This is a genomic window from Pedobacter sp. (genome assembly GCF_041645105.1).
In the GTDB taxonomy this organism is placed as follows: Bacteria; Bacteroidota; Bacteroidia; order Sphingobacteriales; family Sphingobacteriaceae; genus Pedobacter.
The window spans coordinates 35,132-53,111 of the sequence record NZ_JBAZQQ010000004.1; the positions used below are offsets into that span (position 1 = coordinate 35,132).

The 17,980-nt window shown below is 36.5% G+C and carries 14 protein-coding genes; 4 read left to right on the top strand and 10 right to left on the bottom strand.

The window, feature by feature from the left end; all coding sequences use genetic code 11:
• Position 1 precedes the first annotated feature (1 nt).
• Positions 2-4,405 (bottom strand): translocation/assembly module TamB domain-containing protein, encoded by a 4,404-nt coding sequence (locus WC623_RS13600; protein ID WP_372851929.1) that lies wholly within the window; start codon positions 4,403-4,405, stop codon positions 2-4.
• A 117-nt stretch (positions 4,406-4,522) separates the two neighbouring features.
• Here WC623_RS13600 and tsaD point away from each other — a divergent pair, with 117 nt between their 5' ends.
• Both tsaD and WC623_RS13610 read left to right on the top strand, forming a co-directional pair.
• Positions 4,523-5,524, top strand: a complete 1,002-nt coding sequence (gene tsaD, locus WC623_RS13605) for a tRNA (adenosine(37)-N6)-threonylcarbamoyltransferase complex transferase subunit TsaD (RefSeq protein WP_372851931.1) — start codon at positions 4,523-4,525, stop codon at positions 5,522-5,524.
• Between the two features lie 42 nt (positions 5,525-5,566).
• A complete protein-coding gene (locus WC623_RS13610) occupies positions 5,567-5,794 on the top strand; it encodes a hypothetical protein (protein WP_372851933.1) in 228 nt (75 codons plus the stop codon).
• Between the two features lie 81 nt (positions 5,795-5,875).
• Here WC623_RS13610 and recA read toward each other — a convergent pair whose 3' ends face one another.
• The 4 genes from recA to WC623_RS13630 form a co-directional block, all read right to left on the bottom strand.
• A complete protein-coding gene (gene recA, locus WC623_RS13615) occupies positions 5,876-6,886 on the bottom strand; it encodes a recombinase RecA (RefSeq protein ID WP_372851935.1) in 1,011 nt (336 codons plus the stop codon).
• Between the two features lie 99 nt (positions 6,887-6,985).
• Positions 6,986-7,663: an endonuclease III gene (gene nth / locus WC623_RS13620; protein WP_372851937.1), complete on the bottom strand. Its 678-nt coding sequence runs from the start codon at positions 7,661-7,663 to the stop codon at positions 6,986-6,988.
• A 71-nt stretch (positions 7,664-7,734) separates the two neighbouring features.
• On the bottom strand, positions 7,735-7,920 hold the full coding sequence (locus WC623_RS13625) for a hypothetical protein (RefSeq protein WP_372851939.1): 186 nt from the start codon (positions 7,918-7,920) through the stop codon (positions 7,735-7,737).
• Between the two features lie 101 nt (positions 7,921-8,021).
• Positions 8,022-8,597: an RNA polymerase sigma factor gene (locus WC623_RS13630; protein WP_372851941.1), complete on the bottom strand. Its 576-nt coding sequence runs from the start codon at positions 8,595-8,597 to the stop codon at positions 8,022-8,024.
• A 270-nt stretch (positions 8,598-8,867) separates the two neighbouring features.
• Between WC623_RS13630 and uvrA the strand changes: the two genes are divergently transcribed.
• Both uvrA and WC623_RS13640 read left to right on the top strand, forming a co-directional pair.
• The gene (gene uvrA, locus WC623_RS13635; RefSeq protein ID WP_372851943.1) at positions 8,868-11,666 is read left to right on the top strand and encodes an excinuclease ABC subunit UvrA; all 2,799 of its coding nucleotides are present in this window, start codon (positions 8,868-8,870) and stop codon (positions 11,664-11,666) included.
• 55 nt (positions 11,667-11,721) lie between these two features.
• The gene (locus tag WC623_RS13640) at positions 11,722-12,342 is read left to right on the top strand and encodes a lysine transporter LysE (protein ID WP_372851945.1); all 621 of its coding nucleotides are present in this window, start codon (positions 11,722-11,724) and stop codon (positions 12,340-12,342) included.
• Position 12,343: 1 nt separating this feature from the next.
• On the opposite strand, the gene WC623_RS13645 is transcribed toward WC623_RS13640, so the two are convergent.
• The 5 genes from WC623_RS13645 to WC623_RS13665 form a co-directional block, all read right to left on the bottom strand.
• Positions 12,344-14,569 (bottom strand): cation:proton antiporter, encoded by a 2,226-nt coding sequence (locus WC623_RS13645; RefSeq protein ID WP_372851947.1) that lies wholly within the window; start codon positions 14,567-14,569, stop codon positions 12,344-12,346.
• Positions 14,570-14,646: 77 nt separating this feature from the next.
• On the bottom strand, positions 14,647-15,582 hold the full coding sequence (locus WC623_RS13650; RefSeq protein WP_372851949.1) for a bifunctional riboflavin kinase/FAD synthetase: 936 nt from the start codon (positions 15,580-15,582) through the stop codon (positions 14,647-14,649).
• A 4-nt stretch (positions 15,583-15,586) separates the two neighbouring features.
• Positions 15,587-16,450: a YitT family protein gene (locus WC623_RS13655; RefSeq protein ID WP_372851951.1), complete on the bottom strand. Its 864-nt coding sequence runs from the start codon at positions 16,448-16,450 to the stop codon at positions 15,587-15,589.
• 2 nt (positions 16,451-16,452) lie between these two features.
• Positions 16,453-17,178 (bottom strand): tRNA pseudouridine(55) synthase TruB, encoded by a 726-nt coding sequence (gene truB / locus WC623_RS13660; RefSeq protein WP_372851953.1) that lies wholly within the window; start codon positions 17,176-17,178, stop codon positions 16,453-16,455.
• A complete protein-coding gene (locus WC623_RS13665; RefSeq protein ID WP_372851955.1) occupies positions 17,178-17,972 on the bottom strand; it encodes an undecaprenyl-diphosphate phosphatase in 795 nt (264 codons plus the stop codon). Before WC623_RS13665 ends, truB begins: the two co-directional genes overlap by 1 nt.
• Between the last annotated feature and the right edge of the window lie 8 nt (positions 17,973-17,980).

Here is a 17,980-nt window from a genome sequence, read left to right on the forward strand (position 1 = left end):
GTTATTTCTTTTTTAGCTTTTTCTGATCGTTAAGGACTGCGTCTTTTCCAACAGATATAGGAGCCGTTGAAGACTTTTTCTCCTCTTCAGCGGCCTTTTTTTTACTCTCTTCTTTTTTCTTCTTTTCGTCTCTTCGGTTTTTTCCTGTAATTTTCTGAAGGAACTCTTTGAAACTATCAAATTGTTGAGTATAAATCAGACCAACGGAAGTAACATTTGTATTTTGGTTAATGCCAGTATTGAAAATGCTTTGTTGTGTTGGAGGCTTGTTGGCCAGTTTACCAACCAAGGTTCCATCCTTTTTAATTAATGCCAGCACCTCTACTTCACCACCCACGGAATTTTGATCAAAACCAATAGGGGATAAGTCGCTATTACTAACTCGTTTGTCAACAATACCAGCGTTTAAAATAACCCTGTCCTCGAAAAAGCGGAAGGAAGCATTTGCTTCACTTAACGAACGGATGTTGATGTCAACGAAGTCAAGATTTAAAGACGATAAGACATTGTTAAACTGATTAAATAATAACTCTGTTGCTGTACTTGCTACACCGGAAGTTAATTGTTTGCCCAAGGCTTCTTTTCCTGAGCCTGGTGCAAAACTCCTCCTGATAATTAAGCTTAGTGCTTGCAGGTTTCTATTGTTGTCGTCATTAAAGTACGACTGCATTTCTTCACGGATAGCAGGGTTTGAAGGGAAAAATACATCTAGTTTAATATCTGGCTGCAACAATAATCCCGTTAAGCCCATTTCAACTTCAGTTAGTACTCTCTCGTTTGAGTTGTTTTCCCGGTTCGCGGCGGAGTATAAGTCAGTGAGGCTAGCTCTAAGCGAGTATATGGCTTTTAAATTGATTTGAGCAGCAGTTGGGTTGCCTGTCCACCTGATCGTTCCTCCTTGCCTGATATTAAACTTTTTATTAATTACCTCCTGCGCTGTAAAGTCAAAACTTCCGGATTCAATGATGTAATCGCCCGACATCTCGAAATCCCCAAGGCTATTGATATTCAGCACTAGGTTTTTAGAATTTCCTCTGCCGCTCAGATTACCTAAAGTGGTAAAGATATTGGCAGTGCTGTTGGCATCAACATCTAAGGTTAAACTCATGGTCAGGCCATCAAAACTGGTTTGTTTTTTTACGAAATTAGTGGTGTCTTTACTTACAAAGGTTATGAAGTCTTTGCTGGACACAGTCTCAGAACTGTTTAATGGGAGATTGAAAACTGTTCCTTTTTCTGTTTTGGCTTTAATGCCTATAAACATTTTATTTGTGGGGCCTCTAAATTCAAATGTTCCTGTAGCATAAGCCTGGCCGAAATACAGTGGATTGTCTTTTTCAGTGGTATTCAGTGCCATAAACTTGTTGGCAGATATTTTTACATCAAGAGTGGGATTATTAATGTCATTTAAATCAACAGTACCCATAGCTATAGCTTCATTACCATCAATGTCATGCAGTGTAAGCTCGTCAACATCAATAATACTGTTGTTAACTGTAACCTCATCAGATATGGTATATCTTGTCTTGAGATAATTAATGGTCATGGCAGCACTGTCTAATTTTACAGTTCCTTTAATGCCGGGTTTATTAAAAGAGCCTTTAATCGTCAGGTCTGAAGAAACATTACCTTTCAGGTCTGAAACCAGTTGCTTAACAAATGGAGCAAGAACAACCAGTTCTGTTTGATCAAGATTTACCGCTACATCAATTTCCTTTTTCTCAAGATCAAGACTACCGGTGGCCCTCAATGTTTCTCTTTCACCAGATATAATATTTGTATAAATATTTGCAATGTTCTTCGATCTGCTGTATGATGATGTATCTGTTAAAGATCCAATATAAGTATCATTAAAAATGAGTGAATCTATTTTAAGATTGTCATGAATTTCGGGAGATTTAAGGATGTTAGATAAAGTGGTGCTTCCGTTTACATTGCCACTTATTTTAAGTCCGGTTGTTTTTATAAAAGGATTTATGGTTGTAAGATTAAAGTCTTTGAAGCCTACACGCATAATGTCTTCAGGTTTACTGGAAAGTGTTCCATCTAGTGTTAGGAATTGTTTTCCATTACTAAGTTCGAAATTACTAATCTCCGTTTTGCCTTCATGGAAATTAATCCTAACCTGTTCCTCAATTTTCCATTCCTCATTGTATACCATTAAAATGGATGGAAGAATGCTTATCCTGGCAGTTGTGTCATTCGAAAACTCTACCAGACCGTTTAAATCCAGCTTACTTAAATCATCTTCATTTGATAGTTTAACGTTTAAAGTTAAACTGTCATTTCGTAGGATGTTAGAAATAGCTACGTCTTTGATATAGAGGCTATCGTTCAAGTCAACTCTGTCGGATGTAATAATTGCTTGTAATTGGTTTGTGCTGGTGTTTTCGTCGACAATAATGTTGTTTACAACTACCCCTTGGTATTTTAATCTTTTTATATACCCATTTAAGGTAGCAGTATTATTTGGAGAGTCGAAGTTACCTACAAAAATTGCCTGATCCTCCAATTCCAGTCCAGGTACCAAGAGTTCTGCTATTGGCTCAAATCTTTTAATATTAAGATTAAACTGGAAAACCTGATCGCTATATTTTACAATGTCGGCCTTTAATGAAGGGATATATTTCTTTGCAAGTGCTTTGTAATAAGAGGGGATAGTATTTAAGTCGTACTGTCCCTTTATACTGGCATCAAGAATATCAGACTTAATAGTTAAGCTACGTTCTTTACCCAATCCGCTGGCTTGCAACTCAACAGAGTCTATATGATAAATGCCTTTCACATTATCCAGAACTATTTCCTGTAAACGAAGATTACCTTGAATATTGTTTAAATTGGTTCCGGAAAAATTTGTACTAAATATTGCATCTATTTTCAGAGAATCCTTATATAGTTTAAGTGCTTTTAATTTGGCATCTTTTATAGTAGCCTTAAAGTTAAATACTGGTAGTTTAGGATTTAGATTTACACCTCCGTCAAAAGCCAGTTTAACATTCTTATCGTTAATTGTTAATCTGCCATCAAAATATTTCTTGTCAAAAGTGCCATCAATTTTAACATTATGGTATCTGTAATTATTGAAGTCGATATAATTAATATCACCGTTCAGTTTTTCAGATAAGTTGTTGATCTCTGTACCTCTTCCTTTTATGTTTAATGATGCTGTGATTCTGCCTAGTGTTTTCTCATTAACCAGGGTTCCCAAGTCAAAGTCATATGTTTTAACGCTACCTGTATATGAGGGGGTGCCGTTTTTATCAATCTTCATGTTTACATCCGACACTAGTCTTCCTAGTTTGGTTTTAAACTCACCGAAGGCTATAAAATCATTTTTAAATCCTGTAAATGATCCATTGAAATTGACATTGCCAAATTTGTCTACAATTTTAGGTACTATGGCTCCTTTCTTACCTGTAATGTCAGCGACTATCTCATCCAGATCGGCTTTATTGGTTCCCGCCATATCAATTTTGAGATCCATAAAGGTTTCCTTAATATAGGGAAGACCTTTTAGTATGAAGTCGCCTTTTATATAGGTCGCTTTGCCTGCTTTAATGGCCAGAGATTTAGCTCTTAGGTTATTTACTAGTCCAGTAATTTTTCCATCAACATCAATGTCGAGGTTCATGTGGTCAAGTTCTGGAGTAAAATAGGCAACATCTCTGGATGAAATATGACTATCAACAAAGTTTGCATTCATACGTACTTTGTTAATATAGTCGTTAAAGTCGCTGTAGCTTTTAAACTTCATTTGGAAATAGTCGGTCAGCCTGGTTCTATTGGTGACCAGCAACAAATTCTTTAATTCAATATTATTGCTGTCTATTGTAGTAAATGCAGAAAGGTTTTTAAGATAAAAGCCGCTCTTTTCTTTGAAAGTAAGATCTTTTATATTGGTTTGCAGGATGTGATCTTTGGTATTAAACCCTTCAAAAATGCCATTTAAATCAGTTAAAGCAACATCATCAAAGTTTATACTTTTCATTACGGTATCGACTCTGTAGTTTTTGTACTTAAAGTCAATATTATTCAGAATCACTTTATCAAAGGAAATCTGATAAGGTTTACTTTGCTTTTTCTTAACGGTTTTAGGACCTGAATCAAAATAATCTATGATGAAGTCCAGATTCGTTGATTTGTCTTTATACGATTTTAAGAAAAAAGCTCCGTCGTTGATTTGAACCGTATTAATAGCAATTATTCGCTTTTTTAAGGAGAACTGGTTAATGTTTACCAGGAATTTTGGCGTATTTAATATGGTATCCTTTTGCTGGTCAAGAACAAGCAGGTCTTCAATTACGATATATTTGAAGGGTTTTATATAAATACCACTTAAAGATATCGTTGTATTTAGTTCATTAGAAAGGTAATTGGCCGCTTTTTTCGCTACATAAGTTTGCACCGGCCTAAACTGAAGGGCGAAAATGAGAATCGCAACTAGTAAAATTACTGATGCAACAAGCCAAAGAAGTATTTTTAATAGTTTTTTAATAGTTTTGTATCTTAATTATATATAACTGTGTCTGTAATACTTGCTATAGAATCTTCTTGCGATGAAACTTCAGTTGCCATATGTAACAACGGCAAAATTACTGCCAATGTTATTGCAAACCAAACAATTCATGAAAATTATGGTGGTGTAATTCCTGAGTTAGCTTCAAGGGTACATCAACAAAATATTGTTCCGGTTATACATCAGGCATTAACTGATGCTAAAATAGATAAAAAGGATTTAAATGCTATTGCTTTTACAAGAGGGCCAGGCTTATTGGGTTCTTTATTAGTAGGTGTTTCTTTTGCTAAATCTTTTGCATTGGCACTTGATCTGCCACTGGTTTCAGTAAATCATATGCACGCACATATTTTGGCGCATTTTATTGATGATCCAAAGCCTGAATTCCCATTTCTATGCCTGACAGTATCTGGGGGGCACACTCAAATTGTTCTGGTTAAGGATTATTTTGATATGGAGATCGTAGGTGAGACGTTGGATGATGCAGCTGGTGAAGCATTTGACAAAACAGCCAAAATATTAAACTTACCTTATCCTGGTGGACCATTAATTGACAAGTATGCAAAGGAGGGGAATGCAAGTGCTTTTAAATTTGCTGATCCGCAAATCAAAGACTTGAATTATAGCTTTAGTGGTTTAAAAACCTCTATTCTATACTTCATAAGAGCACAAGAGAAAGTTAATCCGAATTTTATTGACGAAAATTTAGCCGATATTTGTGCCTCAGTTCAACATAGTATTGTTCAGATCCTTTTAAACAAACTCAAAAAGGCAGCCAGGCAATACGGAATAAAACATATTGCAATTGCAGGAGGTGTTTCGGCTAATAGTGGGTTAAGAGGATCTTTGCAAGATCTGGCTGCAGAGTTAAATTGGAATGTTTATATTCCAGCATTTCAGTATTGTACAGACAATGCAGGGATGATTGCTATTGCAGGTTACCATAAATATTTGAAAGGAGATTTTGTTGGACAGGATGTTGCTCCTCTTTCAAGAATGGAATTTTAAAATAAGAATAGAGAATTAAAAATTAAATAAAATAGAGAGATTATGAGTGCAGCGAGTTATATTTTTTTTGGATTAATGTTAATCCCACTGGTTGTTTTTATGGCCTGGATTATAACTAAAGATAAGGAAAGAAATTACATGGCCTTATTTATTTTAGTAGGAATGGCGATTATAGCACTTGTAGCTATCATCAAATTTGATTCTAAGTTTATGGAAACTGGAGAAGGGTCAAAACTAAAATCAAAATCTCAAATGCCAAGTTATAGGTAGGAAAGGGATTTATATAGATAAAAAAAACGCCGTTGCAAAATACAATTTGCAACGGCGTTTTTTTATCTAAATACTACGATTCTACTTCTCTTCTAATTTTTCTCCTGTTACTTCAGCGCGTATTTTTGCTTCGATTTCTTCAGATAGTTCTGGGTTATCCATTAACAGTTGCTTAACCGCATCTCTACCCTGACCCAATTTAGTATCTCCGTAAGAGAACCACGAGCCAGCTTTTTTAATGATATTAAAGTCAACACCCAAGTCAATAATCTCACCTGTTTTAGAAATACCTTCCCCAAACATGATATCAAACTCGGCGATACGGAAAGGAGGGGCAACTTTATTCTTTATAATTTTCACTTTAACACGGTTACCTGCAACTTCGTCAGAATCTTTAATCTGAGATGTTCTACGGATGTCCAAACGTACAGAAGCGTAAAATTTAAGCGCATTACCACCAGTAGTAGTTTCTGGATTACCAAACATCACACCTATTTTTTCACGTAACTGGTTAATGAAAATACAGCAACATCCTGTTTTAGAGATTGTACCTGTAAGTTTACGTAATGCCTGAGACATTAAACGTGCGTGTAATCCCATTTTAGAATCACCCATTTCACCTTCAATCTCAGCTTTAGGTACCAATGCAGCTACAGAGTCAATAACAATTACATCAATAGCACCCGATCTGATCAGGTTATCAGCAATTTCTAAAGCCTGTTCCCCGTTATCTGGTTGAGAAATCAATAAGTTGTCTACATCAACACCCAGTTTTTTTGCATAACCTTTATCAAAAGCATGTTCAGCATCTACAATAGCAGCAATTCCGCCCTTTTTTTGTGCTTCTGCAATGATATGTGTAGCCAAAGTAGTTTTACCTGATGATTCAGGACCATAGATCTCAATAATACGACCTTTTGGTACACCACCAATGCCTAACGCAATATCTAAGCTGATTGATCCTGTCGAGATTGATTCGATAGGTTCTACAGCATTATCTCCAAGTTTCATTACGGTACCCTTACCATATGATTTTTCTAACTTATCTAAAGTAAGTTGTAGCGCTTTTAATTTGTCTGCGTTTGTGCTCATGTTTATTATAATTCTTTGAAGAAGATATAAATATCTGTTTGCTAATTATGTTAGCAAATATAGTGTAATTAAAATTTAAAAACCCAAATAAAGTTAAAATTATTTTGTGAGACCAGTTGGTTCACTAATTATTTTAGTTATTTTATTGTTTTTCTGGAAATACTTACAGAAATGTGTGATCTCGCAAATACTGCATTTTGGCGATCTTGCTACACATACATATCTGCCATGTAAAATCAGCCAATGGTGTGCAACATGTATAAAATGTTCTGGTATATTTTTAACCAAATCCTTCTCTACCGCTAAAGGTGTCTTTCCTGAAGTCAGGCCAATACGGTTGGCTACTCTGAATACATGGGTGTCTACAGCCATCGCAGGAGCATTGTAGATAACAGAGGCAATAACGTTTGCTGTCTTTCTACCCACACCTGGCATTTTTTGTAACTGATCTATATCTGAGGGAACCTCGTTGTTAAATTCATTCAGCAACATGTTCGCCATACCCACCAGGTGTTTAGCCTTGTTGTTTGGGTAACTTACACTTCTGATGTAATCGAATACAATATCTGGGGTAGTGTCTGCGAGTGCTTTCGCATTTGGAAAACGTTGAAAAAGGGCAGGAGTAACCTGGTTAATACGTTTGTCAGTACATTGAGCTGATAAAATAACTGCCACCAGCAACTGAAAAGGATTGTTATAATGAAGTTCTGTTTCAGCATTTGGCTGCCTCGCAGAAAAGTGGGACACAAAAAGTTGGTATCTTTCTTTTTTGAGCATGGACAAACTTAGAAAAATTATTCATGAATAAAAAAGCTGCCGGTTTCGCGGCAGCTTAAGGTCGGTTTAAATTATTTAGCTTTTGAATAGGCTAAGATTCTTGAGATGCAATCATCTGAAGGATCTTTTTTAAGCGTATTCAATTGGGATTTGATGCTTTCATAAAACACCTTTTCCAGTCCCTCAATTTCTTCGGCATTTTCCTGCTCGTGTTGGGGATAATTTAAATTGTTAGTTGAAGTAAAAGTTTCTATCATAAGCACTAGCGCAAATTAGTTTTAATAAAAAACGTTATTATCACTGATTTATTTTCGCCTTATTGCTAATGAATTGTAACATGTTCTTTACGGAGCTCTGATTAAGAGATCTCTTTCACTTTCATCATCTTACGCAGGTTGTTCAAAGCATACCTCATACGCCCTAAAGCAGTATTTATACTCACATCAGTCAGGTCTGCAATTTCTTTAAAACTCAGATCTGCATAATGGCGCATAATCAGTACTTCTTTTTGATCTTCAGGCAATAAATGAATCATTTTCCTTAAATCGAAATGAGTTTGCTCTCTTAACAACTTGTCTTCCGCACTTTCTTCATGAAATTGAAGCAGATTAAATACATCTGTTCCATCTGCACTGGTAATTGTCGGGGCCCTCTTTTCCTTTCTGAAATGGTCAATAACCAGGTTATGCGCAATACGCATTACCCAAGGTAAAAATTTACCTTCTTCATTGTACCTGCCAGATCTAAGGGTGTTGACTACCTTAATGAAAGCATCCTGAAAGATGTCTTCCGCTAAATATTGGTCTTTAACCAATAAATATATAGATGTATAAATTTTTGACTTATGTCTGTTTAACAGTTCTTCTAAAACGGTTTCTTCCCCGTTAAGATATAACTTAACTAAATCTTGATCACTCGATTGTTGTAATTTCATAGGAGTATCCTTACTAAATTCCCTTGCTACTTGCTTGCTAAAAAAAATACTTAGTAGATGTTTTCTTCTATATGAGTTCTCCTATTAGTTTGTTAGTTAGTGGTTTGCTTGATGCATTAATATTTCAAAAGAAGCATTTTTTTATTACAAAACCATATAAAAAGTGTTAAAAAAAAATAAAAGTGGATTGATAGCCTTATTTTTGCACTGCTGAGAAAAACCAAAATTGCGTTTTTTGGGTTATATTAGCACTATTCTAGCAAGAAATCAATGAATAACGAAATCGATAAAGATCCACATAAAAATATAATCATAAAGGGTGCCAGAGTTCACAATCTCAAGAATATTGATGTAGCTATCCCCAAAAATAAGCTGGTTGTCATCACCGGAATGTCTGGTTCTGGTAAATCATCTCTGGCTTTTGATACACTTTATGCCGAGGGACAACGCCGTTATGTAGAGAGCTTATCATCATATGCCCGTCAATTTATGGGTAGGATGAATAAGCCCGATGTAGATTATATAAAAGGTATTGCACCAGCTATTGCTATCGAACAAAAGGTGATTACTTCAAATCCGCGTTCTACTGTTGGTACATCAACGGAAATTTATGATTATCTGAAATTGCTTTTTTCAAGGATCGGAAAAACCTATTCGCCTGTTTCAGGAAATATTGTGAAGAAAGATACTGTAAGCACAGTTGTTGATTTTATTTCTGCCTTGGGGAATGAAAGTGTGGTTACTATATTTTGCCCACTGTTCCCACATAATAACAGATCACTGAAAGAAGAACTTGCTGTCTTGCTACAGAAAGGTTTTCTAAGGGTATCATACGAGAACAAGATTCGTAAAATTGAAGACATACTTGAGGATAAAGACTTTAAAGATTTCGAGCTTGCTGATGAAAACACTGTTCAAATTCTGATCGACAGGATAGTTGTAAACGATGAAGAAGAAACACTTAGTCGCATTGCTGATTCTGTACAAACTGCTTTTTTTGAAGGAAAAGGAGACTGTTATGTTGAGCATGATGGTAAATCAAACCATTTCTGTGATCGTTTTGAACTTGACGGCATCCGTTTTGAAGAACCTACACCTAATTTCTTTAGTTTCAATAATCCTTATGGCGCTTGTAAAAGGTGTGAAGGATATGGGAATGTGATTGGAATTGATGAGGATCTTGTTATTCCTGATAAAAGTAAAAGTGTTTACGACAATGCAATTGCACCTTGGCGTGGAGAAAAAATGCGTGAATGGTTAAACAAGCTTATTCACAGCGCAGATAAATTTAAGTTTCCTATCCATCGCCCATATAATGATCTGTCGGAGCAGGAGCAACAGTTAATCTGGACAGGTAATAAGTATTTCGGTGGACTGGATGATTTCTTTAAAGAACTTGAGGAACAAACTTATAAAATACAATACCGGGTAATGTTGTCGAGGTATAGAGGAAAAACTAACTGTCCGGATTGTAAAGGTTCCCGTTTACGTAAAGATGCATCTTATGTTAAAATAGGTGATAAATCTATTATAGATGTGGTGTTAATGCCATTGGCAACTATTCAGGATTTTTTTGAAAATTTAAAACTGTCAGAAACTGATAAAAAGATTTCAAAGCGTTTACTTGCCGAGATTGAGAATAGGGTATTGTATTTGAACAATGTTGGTTTGGGGTATTTAACCTTAAACAGGCTTTCAAATACACTTTCAGGTGGGGAGTCGCAAAGGATAAATCTGGCTACCTCATTAGGAAGTAGCCTGGTGGGCTCTATTTATGTATTAGATGAGCCAAGTATTGGACTACATCCAAGAGATACCAATAAGCTTATTGAAGTGCTTTTATCGCTCAGAAATGTTGGGAACACCGTTTTGGTTGTTGAACATGAGGAAGAGATGATGAAGGCTGCAGATCATATTATAGATATTGGTCCTGAAGCTGGAACACATGGTGGAAACCTTGTTTTTAGTGGTACCTATAAGGAGATCATCAAAGATAAAAATAGTTTAACCGGACAATACCTGTCTGGAAAAGAGAAAATAGCTATTCCTGACAGACGTAGAAACTGGAAAGACCATATTCTAATCAAAGGTGCAAGGGAAAACAATCTTAAAAACATTGATGTAAAAATACCCTTGGGTATATTTACAGTGGTGAGTGGAGTGTCAGGATCAGGAAAAACAAGTCTGATCAAGAAGATTTTCTATCCTGCTTTACAGAAAGCTATAGGTAATTATTCTGGCGAGCAAACTGGATCATATGATGGTATTTATGGCGATTACGAATTGGTGAGTCAGGTTGAAATGGTTGATCAGAACCCTATTGGGCGCTCATCCAGGTCTAATCCTGTTACCTATGTGAAGGCTTGGGATGATATACGTGCGTTATTTGCTGCCTTACCTGCTTCAAAAGCTGCAGGTTTAAAACCTGCAGCATTCTCTTTTAACGTTGAAGGTGGCCGTTGCGATGTTTGTCAGGGTGAAGGTGAAGTTAAGATTGAAATGCAGTTTATGGCAGATATTTACTTGCCATGTGAAACTTGTGGAGGTAGAAGATTTAAACAGCAGGTACTGGATATTACATATCAGGATAAAAATGTTGCAGATATATTAGATCTTACAATTGAGGAGGCAGTAGCATTCTTTGGTAAGGAAACTAAAATATTAAACAAGTTGCAACCACTGGTAGATGTAGGGTTAGGTTATGTTCATCTGGGACAGTCGTCCAATACCCTGTCAGGTGGTGAAGCACAACGGATTAAGCTCGCGTCATTTCTGATTAAAGGGAATAATGCGAGTAAAACAATGTTCATCTTTGATGAGCCGACTACCGGACTCCATTTTCACGATATCAAAAAGCTTTTGATCGCTTTGAATACTTTAATAGAGCAAGGTAATTCTATCCTGGTTATTGAGCATAATATGGATATGATCAAATCGGCCGACTGGGTAATTGATATCGGTCCGGAGGGAGGGGACAAAGGAGGAAATGTTGTATTTGAGGGAACACCAGAAGATCTTTTGGGTGTAAAAGCATCATATACAGCTAAATATTTAAAGGATCATATGTAGGTTGCATGAGTGTAATTTGCTTTAAAAAATCTGTGAAATCATTGTATCTTCGCCCATGCTATTTTTAACCTTCTTTCTTGGTGTTGTCCTAAACATGTTGGGCTATATCCCTCCGGGAAATATAAACTTAACAGTAGTTCAGATTACAATTACCAGGGGTATTCGTCAGGCCTTGTATTTTATCGGAGCTTTTTCTGCAGTAGAGGTGCTTTTTACCTTTGGAGTGATGCGCTTTGTACAGTGGCTTTCCAGCGAGATTAACCTTGAAAATGCCATTGATATTGTGATGATATTTATGTTTGGTATATTAGGTTTCATCACATGGAAATCAAGAAAGGAGATGCCTAAAGCCGACTATTCGAATAAGGACAGTATCAAATATGGAATGTTATTAGGCGTACTTAACCCTATGCAGGTCCCTTATTGGTTATTTGTTGGTACCTACCTGATTTCACACGAATGGATTGATATTGGTTACTTGTCGTTATCTGTTTTTAGTATAGGTTCAGGTATCGGAGCAGGACTTGCTCTGTATGGTTTTGCACGTTTTGCAGTATATATCAAAGAGAAGTTTGCGTTGAGCAGTTATATTGTTAATAAGAGCATTGCATTACTTTTCTTCGCTCTATCAGCTTACCACGTTGTTAAGATTATATACATACACTTTATAAAGTAGGTTACTTTAATAGTTCAGGGACTTTCTTATTGTTTCCAACGATCCAAACGATATCATCGCTTTCAAATATCATATTGGAATCAGGGTTTAATATGCGTTGTCCATTACGCTCAATGCCAACAACCAGACCTTGCGTAGTCTCTCTAATACCAGAGCTACGTATGCTTTGTCCGTAGATAGGAGAACTGGTATTAATTACAATCTTTTGTAAAGTCATGTCCTTTTTAGGGAAACTGGTTTCTTCATAAGGTACATCCGGACGTCCCTCAAAAAGCTCTTTGATTACAGCAAGCTGATCATCCGTTCCAAATACCATGACTTTATCATTCGGGTAAAGGCGTTCATCTCTACCAGGTGTTGGAATCATTAGCCTGCCACGTTCTATCAAGGCAATATTAACACCGTACTTTTCTCTGATAGACAAATCTATTAGCGACTGTCCAACCAATGACGACTCAGGTGCTACTGTAAGTTCTGCAAGGTGAGTATCCCAGGGTAAAATCTCGGGTTGAGCATTTTGGGTTTCTCTTGCATTTAGGTTTAACAAAAAGCGACTTTCCAATCGGTTATAAAAACTCTGCAGTTTTCTTGAGAAAATAATCATACCCGAAACAATCATAACCAGAGCGATGATAATCGCTATCCAGGTATTGTAAAACTGGAAGATCAGAAACCCGACAAAGAAAATAGCGAGGCCAATACGGAAAATTTCAAGAGAAATGAGCGGACCTCTGGTATATTTTTTATTTAGCCACAAATGCGAATAAGCTTTTCTTTCGATTCTCCTGATAGCCAATGCCCATAAGAAAGGAGTCATAATAATTAGTGTAACTACCAGACTAATGATAATACCCTGATTACCCTTAATAAGCGACGTGGTAATAAATGGCTGTAAATACCTTGAGCCTAAAATGGCAATGGAAATAAGTATAACAGAGTGGATAATGATGTTAAACATATAGGATTTTAACAGCACTTTCCAGTCGCTCAATGTAGTAATGCCTTCTGTACTTGAGGTGTACCTGTTTAGTCCTTCTATCCATTTCTTAGGTAGATTCCTTTCCAGAAAATAATAAAATGGCTCTGAAGATTTAATTAAATAAGGTGTCGTAAATGTAGTAATTGCTGATACCGCAACGGCAATAGGATAGAGGAAGTCGCTCGTTACCTTTAAAGACACCCCTAAAGTAGCAATGATAAAAGAAAACTCTCCGATTTGTGCCAGACTTAAACCTGTTTGTACGGCTGTTTTAAGCGGCTGACCAGAGACTAATGCCCCAAGTCCGGAACTTAAAAATTTACCTAAGATAGTTGCTAACGTAATGATCAAAATAGGTACAGCATAATCAACCAGAATACTTGGATTAATCAGCATCCCCACAGAAACAAAGAAAATAGCTGCAAATAAATCTTTGACTGACTTTATTAAATGTTCAATCCGTTCTGCCTGTGTGGTTTCAGCAAGAATAGAGCCCATAATAAACGCACCCAGGGCAGCAGAGAAACCTACTTTAACTGCCAGCAATACCATAATTAAACATAAAGCAAGTGATACGATGAGCATGGTCTCATCATTCATTAACTTTTTAGTCGCCTTTAAAAATGTTGGAACTAAGAATATGCCACCTATAAACCATAGTACGAGGAAGAAACAAAGTTTGATGATGGAGATCAGCATCTCCGCTCCGGCAAATTGCTGGCTTAGTGCCAGGGTGGATAGCAATACCAATAATAAAATGGCTACCAGATCTTCTACAATGAGTACGCCGAAAACCAGGCCGGCAAACTTCTTATGTTTAACTCCTAGTTCTTCAAAAGCCCTGATGATAATTGTTGTGGATGATACAGATAATATACCGCCTAAAAAGATGCTATCCATGGTTGACCACCCCATAGCTTTTCCAGCAACGAAGCCAATAAGCAGCATAAATACGACCTCTACAATAGCGGTAATAGATGCAGAGCCTCCAACCTTGACGAGTTTTTTAAAACTAAACTCCAGACCAAGGCTAAACAATAGAAAGATTACACCAATCTCTGCCCAGATATGGATACTGGCATGGTCGGTAACAGTAGGAATAAAATCAATATGAGGGCCAACAAGCAATCCGGCTAGAATGTAGCCTAAAACCAAGGGCTGTTTAATTTTCTTAAACAAAAGTGTGGTAATGCCTGCGGCAGCAAGTATTAACCCTAAATCAGTAATTAATACTGGTAAATGTATCATAGATAAATGAAGCCTGGTTGTCGTAAATGTAAAGAAAAAGCTAGTTTTTTTCTTAAAAAAAATAGCTTAAACTTAATTTATGACAATGTTTTAAAGTAGGCTAGCGTATCATCTTTGTCTTTTTGAAGTTGGATTTTTAATGTTTCTAATCCAGTAAACTTAACGTCTTCTCTTAAAAACTGGAGAAAGGTCATGGTGATATACTGACCATAAATTTCCTGATTAAAATCAAATATATTTACTTCGATGTTTCGGGTCATACCATTAATTGTAGGCCTTTGTCCAATGTAAGCCATACCTTTGAATGATTGGCCGGACATATCTACTGTTACGGCATAAATGCCATCAGAGGGGATAAGCTTATACGTTTCTTCAATGAAAATATTAGCCGTAGGAAAGCCAATCGTTCTACCGATTTTATCACCTTTAATAACCCTTCCATACATAGAGAAATGATAACCCAGGTAATTTGCAGCAAGCTCAACTTTACCACTCAAAAGTGCATTGCGTACTTTTGTAGAACTAACCGCTACATCGTTAATATCCTGTTCGGGTATAACTTCAATTTTATAATCATAAACCTTAGCTTCTGCCTCCAGTTCTGGCATACCGCCTGCCCTGTCTTTACCAAACCGATGATCATAACCTACAATTAAATGCTTGATGCCAATGGTATCTACCAAAATGTTTTTAATATATTCCTTCGGACTAAGATTAGAGAAGTCTCTTGTAAATGGGGTAATGATCAAATGATCTACTCCCAGAGCCGCTAACATTTTTGCTTTTTCATCTATCGTATTGATCATTTTTAAATCCTGATTCTCAGGATCAATGATCAGTCTTGGATGAGGAAAAAATGTAAGAATTACACTTTCGCCACCAGTAGCTTTGGCCAGTTCACAAAGTCTTTTGATAATTTTCTGATGACCATAATGAACACCATCAAAAGTACCAATAGTAACAACTGCATTTTTTAATCTCTTAAAATCAGAAAAGTGGTTATATATCTTCATAAAATTAATGTAAGGCCTTGTGTTTTACCACACCACCTTTTATATCAGCAATTTGCTGTTGTATTACAAAAGCATCCGGATCAATTTGTCTGATCGCAGTTTGTAGTTTGCCCATTTCCAATTTGGTTACTACAGTATATAAAATATCAATATCCTTTTGAGCCCCGTAACCGCCTTCACCTTTGTAAATGGTTACGCCACGTTTCATCTGGTTAATGATGAACTTTTTAATTTGTACATTTTTCTCCGATATCACTGTTACACCGGTGTATTGTTCAATGCCATTTACAATATAATCAACCGTATTAGAGGCTGAAAGGTAAGTTAGGATTGCGTAAAGAGCCGTATCAATACTTAGCAATAAGGCTGCAAATGAGAATATAATAACATTCAGAATCAAAATAATGTTACCGACAGTTAATGTACTGTTTTTACTGATATATAAAGCTAAAACCTCTGTACCATCAATCACACACCCTCCTCTCATGGCCAGGCTGATCCCACCACCCAGAAACAGCCCGCCAAAGAATGCAATTAATAAGCGGTCATGCGTAATAGATTCAAAAGGTATAACCACCAATAAAAAAGCAAGAGCAATGATGGCAACGGATGTTTTAATAGCGAAAATTTTTCCAATCTGTCTGTATCCTAAAATTACAAATGGAATATTAATCAGAACGATAAGGTAAGGGAGTCTGATTCCTGTGATATTGCTGACTAGCAGAGAAATTCCGGTTACTCCCCCATCAATAAAGCCACTTGGCAGCAGGAAGCTTTTTAATCCAAAACAGGCTGAAACGACGCCACAAATTATTAAGAATACATTTTTGGTGAAATTCAGTTTCGATGATTTTGGATGCCCTCGCATAATTATGCTTTTTGTGCCCTAAGGTAATCAACAAGATCCTTTACTTCAAAGGCATTTTCCAATAAAAAGTTACCACTTCTGGTTCTTGTAAGTGCAGAGAGGTAGGCTCCATTATTCAATTGTTTTCCGAAATCCGAAATCAGTGACCTGATGTATGTTCCTTTACTACAAACTATCCTGAAATCTACTTCTGGTAATGCAATACGGGTAATTTCAAATGCTGATACAGTAACAAAACGCAAGCGTAATTCAGTTTCCTCTCCACGTCGTGCTTTAACATACAGGCGTTCACCATTTACCTTTACCGCAGAGTGAGCAGGAGGATATTGTTGAATATCTCCGGTAAAAGGAGCCGTAGCAGCATAAATAGCTTCTTCAGTGATCCCGTCAATAGAGAACTCCTGATCCACCACAGTTTCCAGATCAAAAGATGGAGTTGTGGCACCAAGTACCATCGTACCGGTATATTCCTTCTCTTCTGCCTGGAAGGAATCAATCTGCTTGGTCATTTTTCCAGTGCAGATGATCAGTAAACCAGTAGCAAGCGGATCAAGTGTACCAGCATGACCTACCTTTAGTTTTTGTGGTTTCAAGGAATTTCTGATCTTTCCTACAACATCAAAACTTGTCCACTTATAAGGTTTATTAATGAGTAATAACTCTCCTTCAGCGAAATTAAATTCAGGAAATACTATGTTTTTTGATAATTCTTCTTGTTGGTCTGTCATTACATTACATTCATTTCAACCCCTGAATAATATAATGCAATTAAAACTACACCTATTATTATCCTGTACCAGCCAAAAATTCGGAATCCGTGTTTAGATAAAAAGCCAATAAACGATTTAATGGCTATGATGGCTACAATAAAAGCGATAAGATTACCGAAAAGTAATAGCTTAACGTTTTCTGCATTTAGCAAATGTACGCCTTTTAATAATTTATATCCTGTTGCCGCGCACATGGTGGGAACAGCTAGGAAAAAAGAGAACTCAGCTGCCGCATGTCTGGTTAGCTTTTGTTGCATACCACCAATAATGGTTGCAGCGCTTCGGCTCAGTCCTGGAAATACTACCGCTAAAACCTGGAACAATCCTATTTTAAAAGCAGATATGTTACTGATATCTTTTTCCTGATCAATAGTTTGATTTTTAAATAGTTTGTCGATAAACAACAATACAATCCCCCCCAATAACAACACTACAGCAATAAAAAGAGGATTGCCTAAGGTATTGTCTATGAAATCATTTAAAAGAAAACCGAAGAACAAAGCTGGAATTACAGCAATGATGAGTTTTAAATAAAACTGCCATTTGCTGAAATCAAAGAATTTTTTCCAGTATAGTACAACTACAGCTAAAATAGCTCCTAATTGAATAGCGACTTCAAACAATTTAACGAAATCATCATGCCCAATGCCCATAAATGAGCTGGCAATAACCATATGTCCTGTTGATGAAACAGGCAGAAACTCTGTTAAACCCTCAATTACAGCCAGAATAAAGGCTTGCAAATAATCCATCAGGTACC